Raw genomic sequence first — 15,824 nt, 5'->3', positions numbered from 1 at the left:
GCGCAAAGGCGCAGTTGTCGTCCCGGGCGCGCGCTTAAACAGCGGCTGCGCCGCCGACGATCTCCGACAGTTCTTTCGTGATCGCGGCCTGACGGCTCTTGTTGTATACGAGCTGCAGTTCGCTGATCACCGTCTTCGCGTTGTCGGACGCGGCCTTCATCGCGACCATGCGCGCCGATTGCTCGGACGCCATGTTTTCCGCGACGGCCTGGTACACCAGCGCCTCGACGTAACGCACGAGCAGTTCGTCGACGACGGCCTGCGCGTCCGGCTCGTAGATGTAGTCCCACGACGTCGCCGGCGTACCGTCATCGGCTTCGAAGTGTTCCGACGACAGCGGCAGCAGCTGCTCGATCACGGCTTCCTGCTTCATCGTGTTGACGAAGCGCGTGTAAGCGATATAAACCGCCGACAGCTTGCCTTCCGAGTACAGATCGAGCTGCGTCTTCACGGCGCCGATCAGCTTGTCCAGGTGCGGGGTGTCGCCCAGGTGCACGACCTGCGACATCACCTTCGCGCCGAAGCGGTTCAGGAACCCGAGGCCCTTGCCGCCGATCGCGGTGGCTTCGACCTTCTGGCCCTTCTCTTCCAGCTCCTTGAACTTCTGCACCGTCGCACGCAGCACGTTGGTGTTCAGACCACCGCACAGACCCTTGTCCGTCGTGACGAGGATGATGCCGGCCGTCTGCGCGCCGTCGTTCGCCACCATGAACGGGTGGCGGTACTCGGGGTTCGCACGGCTCATGTGCGCGGCGATGGCACGGACCTTGTCTGCATACGGACGAGCGGCGCGCATGCGTTCCTGCGCGCGACGCATCTTCGATGCAGCCACCATCTCCATCGCCTTCGTGATCTTGCGCGTGTTCTGCACGCTCTTGATCTTGCCGCGAATTTCCTTCATTCCAGCCATAGCTTGCTCCTTTGCGCCCCGAGTTAGCGCTTTGGCGCTTTACTCGGGACTCATGCATCGCTCACCGAAGCGGCGCGGGTGCATCAGCCCCCGCGCGGCCTCGGTGTGTCACTCGCGGATCAATAGGCACCGGACTTCTTGAAGGATTCGATCGCCGAGCGCAGCGCGCCTTCGTCGTCCTTCGAGAGATCCTTGGTGTCTTCGATGCGCTTGATGAGGTCAGCGTGGCTGGTCTTCAGGTTGTCGCGCAGGCCCTTCTCGAACGACAGCACTTGCTTGACGTCGAGATCGTCGAGGTAGCCGTTGTTCGCGGCGTACAGCGACACGGCCAGTTCCCAGACCTGCAGCGGCTGGTACTGCGGCTGCTTCAGCAGTTCCGTCACGCGGCGGCCGCGCTCGAGCTGCTTGCGGGTCGCTTCGTCGAGGTCCGATGCGAACTGCGCGAATGCGGCCAATTCACGGTACTGCGCGAGGTCGGTACGGATACCGCCCGACAGCTTCTTCACGACCTTCGTCTGCGCGGCGCCACCGACGCGCGACACCGACACGCCGGCGTTGATTGCCGGGCGGATGCCTGCGTTGAACAGGTCGGTTTCGAGGAAGATCTGGCCGTCGGTAATCGAGATCACGTTCGTCGGAACGAATGCGGTCACGTCGCCAGCCTGCGTTTCGATGACCGGCAGTGCCGTCAGCGAGCCGCTCTTGCCCTTCACTTCGCCGTTCGTGAACTTCTCGACGTACTCTTCCGACACGCGCGCCGCACGCTCGAGCAGACGCGAGTGCAGATAGAACACGTCGCCCGGGTACGCTTCACGGCCCGGCGGGCGGCGCAGCAGCAGCGAGATCTGACGGTATGCCCAAGCCTGCTTGGTCAAGTCGTCATAGATGATCAGCGCATCTTGGCCGCGGTCGCGGAAGTATTCGCCCATCGTGCAGCCGGCGTACGGTGCCAGGTACTGCATGGCAGCCGAATCCGATGCCGAAGCGGCGACGACGATCGTGTATTCCATCGCGCCCGTTTCTTCGAGCTTGCGAACCACGTTCATGATCGACGAAGCCTTCTGGCCGATCGCGACGTAGATACAGATCAGGTCCTTGCCCTTCTGGTTGATGATCGCGTCGAGCGCCACCGCAGTCTTGCCGCACTGACGGTCGCCGATGATCAGCTCACGCTGGCCACGGCCGATCGGCACCATCGCGTCGATCGACTTGATGCCCGTCTGCACCGGCTGCGACACCGACTTGCGCCAGATCACGCCCGGGGCGATCTTTTCGATCGCGTCGGTCAGCTTCGCGTTGACCGGGCCCTTGCCGTCGATCGGGTTGCCGAGCGCGTCGACCACGCGGCCGACGAGTTCCGGGCCAACCGGGACTTCGAGAATGCGGCCCGTCGTCTTGACGATGTCGCCTTCCGAGATGTGTTCGTATTCGCCGAGAATCACCGCGCCGACCGAGTCGCGCTCGAGGTTCAGCGCGAGACCGAACGTGTTGCCCGGAAACTCGAGCATTTCGCCCTGCATCACGTCCGACAGGCCGTGGATACGCACGATACCGTCGGTCACGGAGATCACGGTGCCCTGGTTGCGAACGTCTGCGCTCGCTTCAAGGCCCTGGATCCGGCTCTTGATCAGCTCGCTGATCTCAGAGGGATTGAGTTGCATTATTCGCTCCTGATAGTCAATTCTGTTGCGTGCCGGCGTGGCGCTCAGGCGGTCAAGGCAGCCTGCATCGATGCGAGGCGCGCGCGAACCGAGGTGTCGAGCACTTCGTCGCCGACCGTCACGCGCACGCCGCCGATCAGCGACGAATCGACTTCGACCGTCGGTTTCAGCTTGCGCTTGAACTTGCGTTCGAGGCCCGAGACGAGACTGTCGAGATCCGCGCCGTTCAGCGGGAACGCGCTCACGATCTCGGCGTCGGCTGCACCTTCACGTTCGTTCTTGAGCGCCTCGAACTGCTCGGCAATTTCCGGCAGCAGCGCGATGCGATGATTGTCGACCAGCATCTGCACGAAGTTCTTCGCTTCGGCGCCGGCCGCGACGGGCGACTTCACCGCAGCAAGCAGCAACTCGGCTACTTGCGTGCGCGTCACCTTCGGGCTCGACGCGACCGACAGTACTTCCGGCAGACGCGCAACCTGGGCCAGCTCTTGCACGAGCGTGGACCAGGCGGCGATGTCACCGCCCTCGGCCACGCGGAACAGCGCTTCTGCGTAAGGGCGGGCGATGGTTGCAAGTTCGGCCATGATCAGAGCTCGGCTTTCAGTTGATTCAGCAGTTGGGCGTGGGCCGTTTGATCGACTTCGCGCTTCAGGATCTGCTCGGCGCCCTTCACGGCCAGCGCGGCGACTTCGCCACGCAGCGCTTCGCGCGCCTTCACGATTTGCTGTTCTGCTTCCGCCTTCGCCTGGGCGACGATGCGGGCGGCTTCAGCCTGGGCGTTGGCCTTGATTTCCTCGGCGACCGCCTGCGCACGCTTTTCAGCGTCGGCGATGCGCTGCTGGCCGTCGTTGCGGGCCTGCGCGAGTTCCTGGTCCACGCGCTTGTGCGCTGCGTCGAGTTCCGCCTTGCCCTTCTCCGCGGCGGCGAGGCCGTCGGCGATCTTCTTCGAACGTTCGTCGAGGGCGTTGATCAACGGCGGCCACACGAATTTCATCGTGAACCACGCGAGGACCAGGAACACGACCATTTGCGCAAACAGAGTTGCGTTGAGATTCACGGTGTTTCCTTATCTGCTATTCCGGAAAAATGAAACGGTAAGGCGCTCATCGAGTTGCATTCGATCAGCGCCCCAAGTCTCCGTTCCGCCCTGCGCCGGCTCACGCCGGACGCATATTTCCGAGGAACCTTAGCCTGCGAGCTTCGACAGGAGCGGGTTCGCGAACGCGAACAGCATTGCGACACCAACGCCGATCAGGAATGCAGCGTCGATCAGACCAGCCAGCAGGAACATCTTCGTTTGCAGCGGGTTGATGAGTTCCGGCTGACGTGCGCAGGCTTCGATGTACTTGCCACCCATCAGCGCGATACCGATACAGGCGCCGATTGCACCCAGGCCGATGATGATGCCGATACCGATGGCGGTCAGACCCTGGATGTTGGCGATGTAAGCTTGCATGATCACTCCTTTGTGAAAAGACTTGGAACTGAGATTTAAAAAACTAAAACGAAGACTCTTTGTTGCACGCCGCGCTTAGTGCGTGTCGTGCGCCTGGCCGAGATACACCAGCGTCAGCATCATGAAAATGAATGCCTGCAACAGAACAATCAGAATGTGGAAGATTGCCCAGACGCTACCCGCGATCACATGACCAACGAAGCCGAGGAACGTTGCGTCGCCACCGAAGCTCCACATGCTGCCGAGCAGGGCGATCAACAGGAACAACAGCTCACCCGCGTACATGTTGCCGAACAGCCGCATGCCGAGCGAAACGGTCTTTGCAACGTATTCGACGATGTTGAGCGCGAGGTTCGGGATCCACAGCAGCGGGTGGCCGCCGAACGGGGCCGACAGCAGCTCATGCGCAAAGCCGCCCGCGCCCTTGATCTTGATGCTGTAGTAGATCATCAGGACGAACACGCCGAGCGCGATGCCGAGCGTGCCGTTCAGGTCGGCCGTCGGGACGATGCGATGGTGGGAAATCACGTCCGACAGACCGAGCAGGCCGATCACGCGGCCCGGCAGGTCGACCGGGAGAAAGTCGAGGGAGTTCATCAGCGCGACCCACACGAATACCGTGAGGGCGAGCGGCGCGATGAAGGTGCGATTGCCGTGGACGATGGCCTTCGACTGGTCTTCGACCATTTCGACGAGCATCTCGATCGCGCACTGGAAACGGCCCGGCACGCCCGACGTCGCCTTGCGGGCGGCCAGACGCAGCAGGACGATCGTCACGATGCCGCAAACGATCGACCAGAACAGCGTGTCGATATTCCAGACGTGAATGTCGAAAATCGACGTCTGATGCGAGGTGGAGAAATTCTGCAAGTGGTGCGCAATGTACTCGGACGGATCCGGACCGCGCGTGCCTTCGCTAGCTGCCATATCGTTAATGCCACCCAAATTGTCGAAAATCGTTTTGCCCCGTTCCGCAACACGCTATTGCGGGAACGGGCCGGTGCGGTTCGTTGTCGAAACCGCACGCTGCTTGTTCCTTACCGCCAGGCCAGCGCGATCCAGTACGTCTTCAGCACGACGAGGTACGTGACGAGGAACGGCACCCAGTGCACGCCGGCCCAGCCGAACGCCACCGCGGTGAACATCCCGATCGTCAGAACGAGCTTCAGGGCTTCGCCCATCACCCAGCTCATCACGGTGGCCGAGCCACCTGCCTTCAGTCGCGCCACGAATACCGCACTGGGCACCCAGCCGATCGCTCCGCCCAGAAACGCGGATTGCGCAGCGGCGCCCGGCGACTTCGAAAACAGCCACCACGCCAGCGTTGCAACCAGGGACAGGACCACTTGCGCGAACACCACCTTGTAGGGGGTCACGCGCGAGGGCTTGCTCACGTTCGGGCCAAACAGCCTTTCGGCCTCGGCCCGCGTCAGCGGAACGATGTTGTTATCTTGCTGCTCGACATCCCAGTCATCGTCGGATTCACGCCGCTCGCCGGCCGCCGAAGCGGTGCGTTGCGTGCGCTGATCATCGTGCCTGTCGTCCGGCGCCTGACCCGCCATCGCAATCTTCCGCTGAAATCCTTGAACCCGGCCCCAAGCTTTCCGAAAGCTTTCAGGGGTGCCTAGCTAACAAATCCGGGCGATTGTAAGCGATAGTTGCAAGTGATTCAAGGCTTTAGACGCGACAAAAACCTGTGTAAAACGACGCCTCATGATGTGGAAAAACGCCCGATTCGACGACGTACGATGACAGTTGTAAGGTCGATTTTTTGCACCGGTACTTCTTGCGCGAAAAAGTCCGGTGACGGGGTAAAGGGCGGGGAAACGATGCCCGAGGCGGGCCACGCGGAAGCGGTGCGATCGCCGCCGGGAATGCGCCGCCATGCAGCCATCGGAAACGACTCGGCGCGACGCCGTGGAACCCGCAACGCGCGATGACCGAACCACCGCGCGCGACGCGCGAAATTCGACCGGATGTTCAGGCATCGATTCATCCAATCAGTTGTCGCGGCGCCACAGACGTTCGACTGTGGAATGCAACGCTTATCCACAATGCTCGATCACTACGAACGCCGTGCGCCCTGCCACCACTCGAACGGCTCACCTGTGCCGCCCGCACTGGCCTCGCTCAACCGTGCATGAGCAGCCACGCGCCGAGCGCCGTGCTCAACAGTGCGAACGGAATCGAAACGAGGTGAAACGGTAGCCACATGCGCGGCTCCTTCGCGAGACGCACCGCGATCAGGTTCGCGAGCGAACCGATCGCGAAACCGAAGCCGCCGATCGATACGCCGAATGCAAGCGCGCGCCAGTCGTGCGTGAACTCCGACAGCAGGATCGCGGCCGGCACGTTGCTGATCACCTGCGACAGGACGGCGCCGGCGGCATAGACGCGTAGCGGCGAATCGAGTTGTGCGTGCGCGATCGCATCGTGCACGACAGGCAGCGCGGCCGCGCTGCGCAACACGACGAACATCAGCACGAAGATCAGCAGCAGCAGCCAGTCGATCTTCAGGACTGCGTCGCGTTTGACGGCGAGCAGCACGATCGCGACCCCGACGAGGCCCGGCAGCGGATGATGCGCATCGGCGAGCAGCACGAACGCGGCGAACAGCCCCGCCGCGATCAGCGCGTGCATGCGTTGGACGGGAACGGCCGCGACGTCGCCGGACAGGTCGAGCGGCTTCGCGCGGAACATCACCGCGGTCAGCACGAGCAGCAGCGCCATCAGCGCGACGGCGAGCGGCCCGAGCGTGACCACGAAGCGGCCGAACGACACGCCGCTCAATTGCCACAGGAAAAGATTCTGCGGATTGCCGAGCGGTGTCGCGACGGAGCCCGCATTGACGGCCAGCGCGACGACGATCACGAGCCGCCGGAAAGGTAGCGGAGTCAGTGCGCGCAGCGACACCATCAACGGCACGACGACGAACAGCGCGACGTCGTTGGTGAGCCACATCGACAACACCGCGGCGAAGCCGACGAGCAGCATCGCAAGCCCGCGTTCGGAATGCACGTGATGCACGATGCGATGCGCGAGCCACATCAGGCAGCCGGACAACTCGAGCGCCTTCGTCAGCATCAACAGGCCCGCGAGCGTCGCGACCGTCTGCCAGTCGACGCGATCGGCGAGTACCGAAAATGGTTGCGGACGCACCCATTGCAGCACGATCAGGCCCAGCGCCAGGACCGACAGAACCGGTTCCTGCGCAAGCCAGCCGAGCCACCGGCGCGGCGCCGGTACGCCCGTTTCCTCCATACCTGCCCCGTTATTCTTCTGTTGCGACGTTGCCGCGCAGTCGCGCGAGAATGCCCTCGAGCGCATCGAGGTTGCCGAAGTCGATCAGCACCTGCCCTCGCCCGCGGCGGCCGAGCTTGATCTTCACCGTCGACGCGAGCAGATCGGACAACTCCTCTTCGAGGCGACGCGTATCACGGCCGCCGTCGTCCTTCGCACGCGCCTTCACGGCCGGCGCTTCCTTCGTCGTGTGCGAGACGAGCTTCTCGGTCTCGCGCACCGACATGCGCTTGTTGACCACCTGATGCGCGAGCGTGATCTGCGTGGCCGCGTCGACCGCGAGCAGCGCGCGTGCGTGCCCCATGTCGAGATCGCCGGCCAGCAGCATCGTCTGCACCGGCGACGCGAGGTTCAGCAGGCGCAGCAGGTTCGACACCGCGCTGCGCGAACGGCCGACCGATTCGGCCGCCTGTTCGTGCGTGAAACCGAACTCGTCGAGCAGGCGCTGGATACCGTGCGCCTCTTCGAGCGGATTCAGGTCCTCGCGCTGGATGTTCTCGATCAGCGCCATCGCGGCGGCAGCCTGATCGGATACGTCTTTCACGAGCACCGGTACTTCATCGAGGCCGGCCAGACGCGCCGCGCGGAAACGCCGCTCGCCCGCGATGATCTCGTATTTGTCTGATGAAATGGGCCGCACCAGGATCGGCTGCATCACGCCCTGCGCGCGAATGCTTGCCGCGAGTTCCTGCAGGCTGCCTTCGTCCATCCGCGTACGCGGCTGGTACTTGCCGGCTTGCAGCTTGCCGAGCGCGAGCGTGTTCGGTGCGCCTTCGATCTTCACCGCTTCGGTGATGTCGGCACTGCCGCCGAGCAGCGCTTCGAGGCCACGTCCCAAGCCCTTCTTCTTTGGTACCGCGTTCATGTCTTTCTTCCTCGCTTCGCTCATGTCCGGATCACGACACCTCGAACGCGCGCACGCGCTCGATCATCTCGGCGCCGAACTGGATATACGCTTGCGCGCCGCGCGAACTGCGGTCGAACACGACGCCCGGCAACCCGTAACTCGGCGCTTCCGCCAGGCGCACGTTGCGCGGAATCACCGCGTCGAACACCTTGTCGCCGAAGTGCGCTTTCAGCTGATCGGAGACTTGCTGCTGCAGCGTGATGCGCGGATCGAACATCACGCGCAGCAGGCCGATGATCTTCAGGTCGCGGTTCATGTTCGCGTGAACCTGCTTGATCGTGTTGACGAGGTCCGACAACCCTTCCAGTGCGAAGTACTCGCACTGCATCGGGATCACGACGCCGTGCGCCGCGCACAGGCCATTCAGCGTCAGCAGCGACAGCGTCGGCGGGCAATCGATCAGCACGAAATCGTAGTCGTCGGCCACGCGCTCGAGCGCGGCCTTCAGGCGGCGCTCGCGGTTGTCGATGCTGATCAGTTCGATCTCGGCGCCGGACAGCTCGCGGTTCGCGGGAAGCACGTCGTAAGTGACGCCTTCCGGACGCACGCGCGCGTCGCTGACCGACACGCCGTCGACCAGCACTTCGTACACGGTCGCTTCGCAGGCGGCCTTGTCGATCCCGCTGCCCATCGTCGCGTTGCCCTGCGGGTCGAGATCGATCAACAGGACTCGTTGCTCCTGCGCTGCAAGGCTTGCGGCGAGATTGACCGATGTCGTCGTCTTGCCGACGCCCCCCTTCTGGTTCGCAACGCAGAAGATCTTTGCCATCGTTGGTGTGTTCCCTTTACCTTCAAACAAACGGCGCGCTACCGCGCGCCTTCAATTCGCGTCGTCGACGGCTACTTCGAACAGATGCCGCTCCGCATCGAGCATCGGCACAGCCAGCCGGATCGTCTGCTTCACGCGGCTGCCTTCCGGCAACCGCGCAATCTCGTCGTCCGGATGAACGCCCTTCATCGCCCAGATCGATCCGCCCGGCGCGACCAGATGTCGAGCAAGTTTAACGAAGTCGGACAGGTCCGCGAAAGCGCGGGATACGATCATGTCGAATTTTTCCGGGACTTCGACACCCGGCTGCAGCGATTCGACCCGCCCGGTGACGACCCACAGGTTCGCGAGCTTCAGCTCCGTGCGCATCTGCGTCTGGAACGCAGACTTCTTCTGCACGATGTCGTTCAGCGTGACCTGCCAGCTCGGCTCGACGATCGCCAGCACGATACCGGGCAGCCCACCGCCCGAGCCGACGTCGAGTACGCGCGCCGACGCACGGCCGCGCAGATGCGGGACAATGGAAAGTGAATCGAGGATGTGCTGGATCAGCATCTGCTTCGGATCGCGGATCGCGGTCAGGTTGTAGACCGCGTTCCACTTGCCGAGCAGCGCGACGTAGTCGAGCAACTGGTTGCGTTGTGTATCCGTCAGCGTGAGGTCGAGCGCCGCCGTGCCTTCGACGAGCATCCCCTCCAGTACGTCCCGATTAACCGCCGGTGCGCGACGCGCCGTCATTGTTGCGTCGGGACGGTGCCGTCCCCCTGCTCCGCGGCGGCTGCGTCCGTGCCGTTGCGGCGGCCCAGGCCGCGACGCTTCAGGTGCACCATCAGCAGCGAGATTGCCGCCGGCGTGACGCCCGAAATGCGCGACGCCTGCCCGATCGTTTCCGGCCGGAACTCGTTGAGCTTCTGGCTCACCTCGAACGACAGGCCGCGGACTTCGCGGTAATCGATACCGTCCGGCAGGCGCGTGTTCTCGTTCGCATCGTTGCGCTCGATCTCGGATGCCTGGCGCTCGATATAGCCCTGGTACTTGACGCCGATCTCGACCTGCTCCTTGATCTGCTCGAGCAGCACCGGATCGTCGGTCAGCGGCTCCGCCGGGCCGCACTCGCCACCCTTCAGCCCGCACACGCCGTCGTAGCTTACACCGGGGCGGCGCAGCAGCTCGGCGAGGCTGTATTCGTGGTCGATCGCCTTGCCGAGCAACGCGGTCGCCTCTTCCGCAGCAAGCGTCTTCGGCGTAACCCACGTCGACTTCAGGCGTTCGGTTTCACGTGAAACAGCGTCGCGCTTCCGGCTGAAGGCGTCCCAACGCGCATCGTCGACCAGCCCAAGCTCGCGACCGACCTCGGTCAGGCGCATGTCGGCGTTGTCTTCGCGCAAGCTCAGGCGATACTCGGCGCGGCTTGTGAACATCCGGTACGGCTCCGCCACGCCGCGCGTGACGAGATCGTCGACCAGCACGCCCAGATACGCCTGGTCGCGACGCGGGCACCACGCATCCTTTTCCTGCACGTAGCGGCCCGCATTGACGCCGGCCAGCAGACCCTGCGCAGCCGCTTCCTCATAGCCAGTCGTGCCGTTGATCTGGCCCGCAAAGAACAACCCGTTGATCGCCTTCGTCTCCAACGACGCCTTCAGCGCACGCGGGTCGAAGTAATCGTACTCGATCGCGTAACCGGGGCGCAGGATGTGCGCATTCTCGAGGCCGCGCATCGAATGCACGAGTTCGAGCTGCACGTCGAACGGCAAACTCGTCGAGATCCCGTTCGGGTAGAACTCGTTGGTCGTCAGGCCTTCCGGCTCGAGGAAGATCTGGTGCGATTCCTTCGATGCGAACCGGTGGATCTTGTCCTCGATCGATGGACAATAGCGCGGCCCGACGCCTTCGATCACCCCTGTATACATAGGCGAACGGTCGAGACCGCCGCGAATGATGTCGTGCGTGCGCTCGTTCGTATGCGTGACCCAGCACGGCAGCTGCTGTGGATGCTGCTCCGCGCGGCCCAGGAACGAGAACACGGGAATCGGATCGAGGTCGCCCGGCTGCTCGTCGAGCTTCGAAAAGTCGATCGTCCGGCCGTCGATACGCGGCGGCGTACCGGTCTTCAGCCGGCCCTGCGGCAGCTTCAGCTCCTTCAGGCGCGACGACAGCGACACGGCCGCCGGATCGCCCGCGCGGCCGCCCGTGTAGTTGTTCAGGCCGACGTGGATCTTGCCGTCGAGGAACGTACCGGCCGTCAGCACGACTGCACGAGCGCGGAAGCGGATGCCGATCTGCGTGACAGCGCCGACCACGCGGTCGCCTTCGACCATCAGATCGTCGACGGCCTGCTGGAACAGCCACAGGTTCGGCTGATTTTCGAGCCGGTGGCGGATCGCGGCCTTGTACAGGATGCGATCGGCCTGCGCACGCGTCGCGCGCACGGCCGGGCCCTTCGACGAATTGAGGATCCGGAACTGAATACCGCTTTCATCCGTTGCGGCGGCCATTGCGCCGCCCAGCGCATCGACTTCCTTGACCAGATGGCCTTTGCCAATGCCGCCGATCGACGGATTGCAGCTCATCTGCCCAAGCGTTTCGATGTTGTGGGTCAGCAGCAGTGTCTTTGCGCCCATACGGGCGGATGCCAGCGCGGCTTCCGTGCCGGCATGGCCGCCACCGACGACGATGACGTCAAATTCTGTGGGAAAAAGCATGGTGGATTCCGTACGCAGAGCAGCGCACGAACCTATCTGAGAAATGTATGGGCCGAATTATAGCGGGTTCGCTTTTCGCCCGAAGGCCGTCCGAATGGTAGGGTCTGTGCAGTCCGGCGATTTTTAGTCGGAAACGCGCAAATTTGCCGCGCCCGGGGCTGCTCCAGCATGGACGATGCGTGATTCCACGCACATCTTCGGGCCTGTGCAAAGCATGGGCGGCACCTCGAACTGCCCGACGTCTGGGGGTCGCCCCCCGCACGCCGGCCCGGACACGCTGTGCCCTCCACACAGCATTTCAGCCGGTTGTCCCGGCCGCTTGTCCGCCGACCTGTGGAACCAGCCGAGCGCAGTACCGCACAGCACTTCCAACTATTCCGGCACGGCTTATCCCCAGTTCCGAACCGGCGATGCATCGTCCGCCGCCCCAACCACACAAACAAAAACGGCGTGTTTCACGTGAAACACGCCGCCCGTTTCCCACCCACCCCACACAATCAAGCCGTCTTCTTCGCCAGCCCAAGATACGTCTCGATCACACGCGGATTCTGCGCAAGCTCGGCCGCCGGCCCTTCCAGCGCAAACTCGCCCGTCTCCAGCACATAGCCGTAGTCGGATATCTGAAGCGCCGCTCGCGCATTCTGCTCGATCAGCAGCGTCGCCACGCCCGTGCCGCGCAACGCGCTGATGATATGAAAGATCTCCTTCACGATCAGCGGCGCCAGGCCGAGGCTCGGCTCGTCGAGCATCAGCAGGTCGGGCTTCCCCATTAGCGCACGGCCGACCGCCAGCATCTGCCGCTCGCCGCCGGACAGCGTGCCGGCCGCCTGTTTGCGGCGCTCCCTCAGCCGCGGAAACAGCGCGAACACGTGATCGAGCTGATCGAGGAAGTTCGATTCTCCTGCCTGCTTGCGTCGATACGCGCCCAGCACGAGGTTGTCCTCGACCGTCATCGTGCTGAACAGCTCGCGCTTTTCCGGTACGAGGCACATCCCGCGCGCGACGCGCTGCTCGACCGGCAACGCGCCGATGTCGTTGCCGCGATACACGACGGCGCCCGACGCATGCCCCGTTACCGGCAGCGCCCCCATGATCGCGTTCAGCAGCGTCGATTTACCGGCGCCGTTCGGGCCGATCACGCTGACGATCTGCCCCGCCCCGACCTTGATTGCGGCACCGTGCAGCGCCTCCACCTTCCCGTACCGCACCGCCAACCCGCGCACTTCGAGAATCGGCATCGTCGTGTCCGTCATCACTCCACCCCGCCCAGATACGCCTCGAGTACGGCCGGGTCCTGCTGCACCTCTTGCGGCAACCCTTCCGCGATCCGCGTGCCGAACTCCATCACCACCAGCCGGTCGGTGAGATTCATCACGAAATCCATATCATGTTCCACGAGCAATACGCTCATCCCTTCGGCTTTCAACCGCCGCAGCAGGTCGGCGAGTTGCTGCTTCTCCTGGTAACGCAGCCCCGCGGCCGGCTCGTCGAGCAGCAGCAGCGTCGGATCGCAGCACAGCGCCCGCGCGATTTCGAGAATCCGCTGCTGACCCAGCGCGAGACTGCCCGCTTCGTCGTACATATGCGTCTCGAGCCCGACGCGGCGGATCTGGCGCGCGGCCTCGGCCAGCAACTGCGCTTCCTCGTGCGCATTGAGCCGCGCAATGCTGCGCCACACACCCGTATGACCGCGCAGATGGGCGCCGATCGCGACGTTCTCGAGCACCGTCATCGTCGGCAACAGCTTCACGTGCTGGAACGTGCGGCCGATGCCGCGTCGGACGATCTGACGCGACGTCAGTCCGTCGATGCGCTCGCCGCGGAACGTGATCGCGCCACCGGTCGGCTTCAGCACGCCGGTCACGAGGTTGAACGTGGTCGACTTGCCCGCGCCGTTCGGGCCGATCAGCCCGATGATCTGCCCCGCTTTCACGTCGAAGCTGACATCGTTCACGGCCACGAGCCCGCCGAACTGCTTGCGTGCGTGGTCGACGACGAGCAGCGGCTCGCCGGCCACCGGCTTCGCGCGCTGCGGCAGCGGGTCGGCCTGCTCGGGCACATGCGCGCGCGGCCCGCGCGGGAACAGCCTCGCGACGAACGGCCATACGCCCTGGCGCGCGTACTGCAGCAGCAGCACCATCAGCACGCCGAACACGATGATCTCGAAGTTGCCTTCCGAGCCGAGCAGCTTCGGCAGCAGCGTCTGCAGGTAATCCTGCAGCACGGTCAGGATCGCCGCGCCGAGCACCGCGCCCCATACGTGCGACACGCCGCCCACCACGGCCATGAACAGGAATTCGATCCCGTGGTTGAGGCCGAACGGCGTCGGGTTCACCGCGCGCTGCAGATGCGCGTACAGGAAGCCCGATACCGCCGCGAGCACGGCCGCGTAGACGAAGATCACGACGCGCATCCACGCGGTGTTCACGCCCATCGCCTCGGCCATCACGCCGCCGCCGCGCAGCGCGCGGATCGCGCGGCCGGGCCGGCTGTTGAGCAGGTTCTGCACCGACACGATCGCGGCCAGCACCACGGCCCAGATCAGGAAGTACAGGCTGCGGCCGCTTTCAAGCACGATGCCGAACAGGTTCAGCGCCGGAATCCCGTTGATTCCGTCGTACTTGCCGAGCAGTTCTAGGTTGCCGAACAGGTAGAACAGCGCGAGACCCCACGCGATCGTGCCGAGCGGCAGGAAGTGCCCGGACAGCCGCATCGTCACCGCGCCGAGCACGAACGCGACGAGCGCCGTCAGCACGACGCCGACGATCAGCGCGAGCCACGGCGACACGCCGTAGCGCGTCGTCAGGAACGCGGTCGCATACGCGCCGATGCCGACGAACGCGGCCTGCCCGAAGCTCGTCATCCCGCCGACGCCCGTCAGCAGCACGAGCCCGATCGCGACGATCGCATACAGGCCGATGTAGTTGAGCAGCGTGATCCAGTACTCGGGCACCTGCAGCGCGCCGGGCAGCACCGGCAACGCGAACAGCACCACGAGAAACAGCCAGAAGGTCTTGTTGCGTACCATCGTCTTCATCGCGTCACTCCTCTTCCTCTTCCGCATGCGGCGTCGCGAAGCTCCGCCACAGCAGCACCGGAATGATCAGCGTGAACACGATCACCTCCTTGTAGGCGCTCGCCCAGAACGACGAATACGATTCGAGCACGCCGACGAGCAACGAGCCGGCGGCCGCGAGCGGATAGCTGACGAGCCCGCCGATGATCGCGCCGACGAAACCCTTCAGCCCGATCAAGAAGCCCGAGTCGTAGTAGATCGTCGTCAGCGGACCGACGAGGATCCCGGACAGCACGCCGAGCCCCGCCGCGAACGTGAACGCGAGCCGCCCGGCTTCGGTCGTGCCGATGCCGACGAGCCGCGCACCGAGCCGGTTCACCGACGTCGCGCGCAGCGCCTTGCCGGCGATCGTGCGGCCGAAGTACACGTAAAGCGCACCGATCAGCACGAGCGCCGTGACGACGACGAGGATGCTCTGCACCGATACCGTCATGCTGCCGATCGCGAGCGACGCGTCCGAGAACCCGTTGGTGCGCGAGCCTTCGGCACCGAACATCACGAGGCCGAGGCCGACCATCGCGAAATGGACGGCGACCGACACGATGAGCAGCAGCAGCGTCGTGCCTTCGGCGATCGGCTGATACACGAGCCGGTAGACGAACGGCCCCATCGGCACGACGATCGCGAGCGTCAGCGCGATCTGCGCGAGCATCGGCATCGGCTGCGCGGCAAAGCTGCGCGTGATCGCGAACACCGCGAGCGGCAGCAGGATGTAGCGGCTGCCGAGCGTCGCGAGTGTGCGGCCGAGCTGATGGCGGCGTTCGCGATGCCGGATCAGGCCACCGGCTTCGAGCAGGAAGCACGCGATGCCCATCACGAACAGCAGCCAGCAGGTGGCGGGAAATTTCTGCGCCTGCAACGCGGCCAGCGTCAGCGCACCATAGGCGACGAATTCGCCCTGGGGAATGAAGATCACCCGCGTGACGGAAAATACCAGCACGAGCGCCAGCGACAACAATGCATAAATGGCGCCGGTCGTGATGCCGTCTTGCGCGAGGATCGCCGCAATCGAGAGATCCATACGTTTCGTGTATCGAGAG

Annotated in this window: 15 protein-coding genes; all 15 read right to left on the bottom strand. The window is 64.1% G+C overall.

The window, feature by feature from the left end:
• Positions 1–34: 34 nt before the first annotated feature.
• Positions 35–910: a F0F1 ATP synthase subunit gamma gene (gene atpG / locus CFB89_RS00445; RefSeq protein ID WP_034209645.1), complete on the bottom strand. Its 876-nt coding sequence runs from the start codon at positions 908–910 to the stop codon at positions 35–37.
• A gap of 119 nt (positions 911–1,029) precedes the next feature.
• Positions 1,030–2,571 carry a F0F1 ATP synthase subunit alpha gene (gene atpA, locus CFB89_RS00440; protein ID WP_014895499.1) on the bottom strand — a complete coding sequence of 514 codons (1,542 nt, stop codon included), beginning with the start codon at positions 2,569–2,571 and terminating at the stop codon, positions 1,030–1,032.
• A 44-nt stretch (positions 2,572–2,615) separates the two neighbouring features.
• Positions 2,616–3,155, bottom strand: coding sequence for a F0F1 ATP synthase subunit delta (locus CFB89_RS00435; RefSeq protein WP_006477284.1), 540 nt, complete (start codon positions 3,153–3,155; stop codon positions 2,616–2,618).
• A 2-nt stretch (positions 3,156–3,157) separates the two neighbouring features.
• Positions 3,158–3,628: a F0F1 ATP synthase subunit B gene (locus tag CFB89_RS00430; RefSeq protein WP_006477283.1), complete on the bottom strand. Its 471-nt coding sequence runs from the start codon at positions 3,626–3,628 to the stop codon at positions 3,158–3,160.
• A gap of 129 nt (positions 3,629–3,757) precedes the next feature.
• Complete coding sequence (gene atpE, locus CFB89_RS00425; RefSeq protein ID WP_006482730.1) at positions 3,758–4,027, bottom strand: F0F1 ATP synthase subunit C; 270 nt, start codon at positions 4,025–4,027, stop codon at positions 3,758–3,760.
• A gap of 75 nt (positions 4,028–4,102) precedes the next feature.
• Positions 4,103–4,954, bottom strand: a complete 852-nt coding sequence (gene atpB, locus CFB89_RS00420) for a F0F1 ATP synthase subunit A (protein WP_089466317.1) — start codon at positions 4,952–4,954, stop codon at positions 4,103–4,105.
• A 110-nt stretch (positions 4,955–5,064) separates the two neighbouring features.
• Complete coding sequence (locus tag CFB89_RS00415; RefSeq protein ID WP_089466316.1) at positions 5,065–5,589, bottom strand: ATP synthase subunit I; 525 nt, start codon at positions 5,587–5,589, stop codon at positions 5,065–5,067.
• 568 nt (positions 5,590–6,157) lie between these two features.
• Positions 6,158–7,288, bottom strand: coding sequence for an SLC13 family permease (locus tag CFB89_RS00405; RefSeq protein ID WP_089466315.1), 1,131 nt, complete (start codon positions 7,286–7,288; stop codon positions 6,158–6,160).
• A 10-nt stretch (positions 7,289–7,298) separates the two neighbouring features.
• Positions 7,299–8,192 carry a ParB/RepB/Spo0J family partition protein gene (locus CFB89_RS00400; protein ID WP_011546803.1) on the bottom strand — a complete coding sequence of 298 codons (894 nt, stop codon included), beginning with the start codon at positions 8,190–8,192 and terminating at the stop codon, positions 7,299–7,301.
• Between the two features lie 31 nt (positions 8,193–8,223).
• Complete coding sequence (locus tag CFB89_RS00395) at positions 8,224–9,003, bottom strand: ParA family protein (RefSeq protein WP_089466314.1); 780 nt, start codon at positions 9,001–9,003, stop codon at positions 8,224–8,226.
• A 51-nt stretch (positions 9,004–9,054) separates the two neighbouring features.
• Positions 9,055–9,741, bottom strand: coding sequence for a 16S rRNA (guanine(527)-N(7))-methyltransferase RsmG (gene rsmG / locus CFB89_RS00390; protein ID WP_089466313.1), 687 nt, complete (start codon positions 9,739–9,741; stop codon positions 9,055–9,057).
• Positions 9,738–11,708, bottom strand: coding sequence for a tRNA uridine-5-carboxymethylaminomethyl(34) synthesis enzyme MnmG (gene mnmG / locus CFB89_RS00385; RefSeq protein ID WP_089466312.1), 1,971 nt, complete (start codon positions 11,706–11,708; stop codon positions 9,738–9,740). Before mnmG ends, rsmG begins: the two co-directional genes overlap by 4 nt.
• A gap of 497 nt (positions 11,709–12,205) precedes the next feature.
• Positions 12,206–12,961, bottom strand: coding sequence for an ABC transporter ATP-binding protein (locus tag CFB89_RS00380; RefSeq protein ID WP_089466311.1), 756 nt, complete (start codon positions 12,959–12,961; stop codon positions 12,206–12,208).
• A complete protein-coding gene (locus CFB89_RS00375) occupies positions 12,961–14,745 on the bottom strand; it encodes an ATP-binding cassette domain-containing protein (RefSeq protein WP_089466310.1) in 1,785 nt (594 codons plus the stop codon). Before CFB89_RS00375 ends, CFB89_RS00380 begins: the two co-directional genes overlap by 1 nt.
• Positions 14,746–14,749: 4 nt before the next feature.
• Entirely contained in the window at positions 14,750–15,805 is a 1,056-nt protein-coding gene (locus CFB89_RS00370; RefSeq protein WP_089466309.1) for a branched-chain amino acid ABC transporter permease, read from the bottom strand.
• Positions 15,806–15,824 lie beyond the last annotated feature (19 nt).

The sequence above is a fragment of the Burkholderia sp. AU16741 genome (assembly GCF_002223345.1).
GTDB classification, from domain to species: domain Bacteria; phylum Pseudomonadota; class Gammaproteobacteria; order Burkholderiales; family Burkholderiaceae; genus Burkholderia; species Burkholderia sola.
The sequence above is the reverse complement of the archived record's forward strand: the minus strand, read 5'-3'. Positions and strand labels throughout refer to the sequence as shown.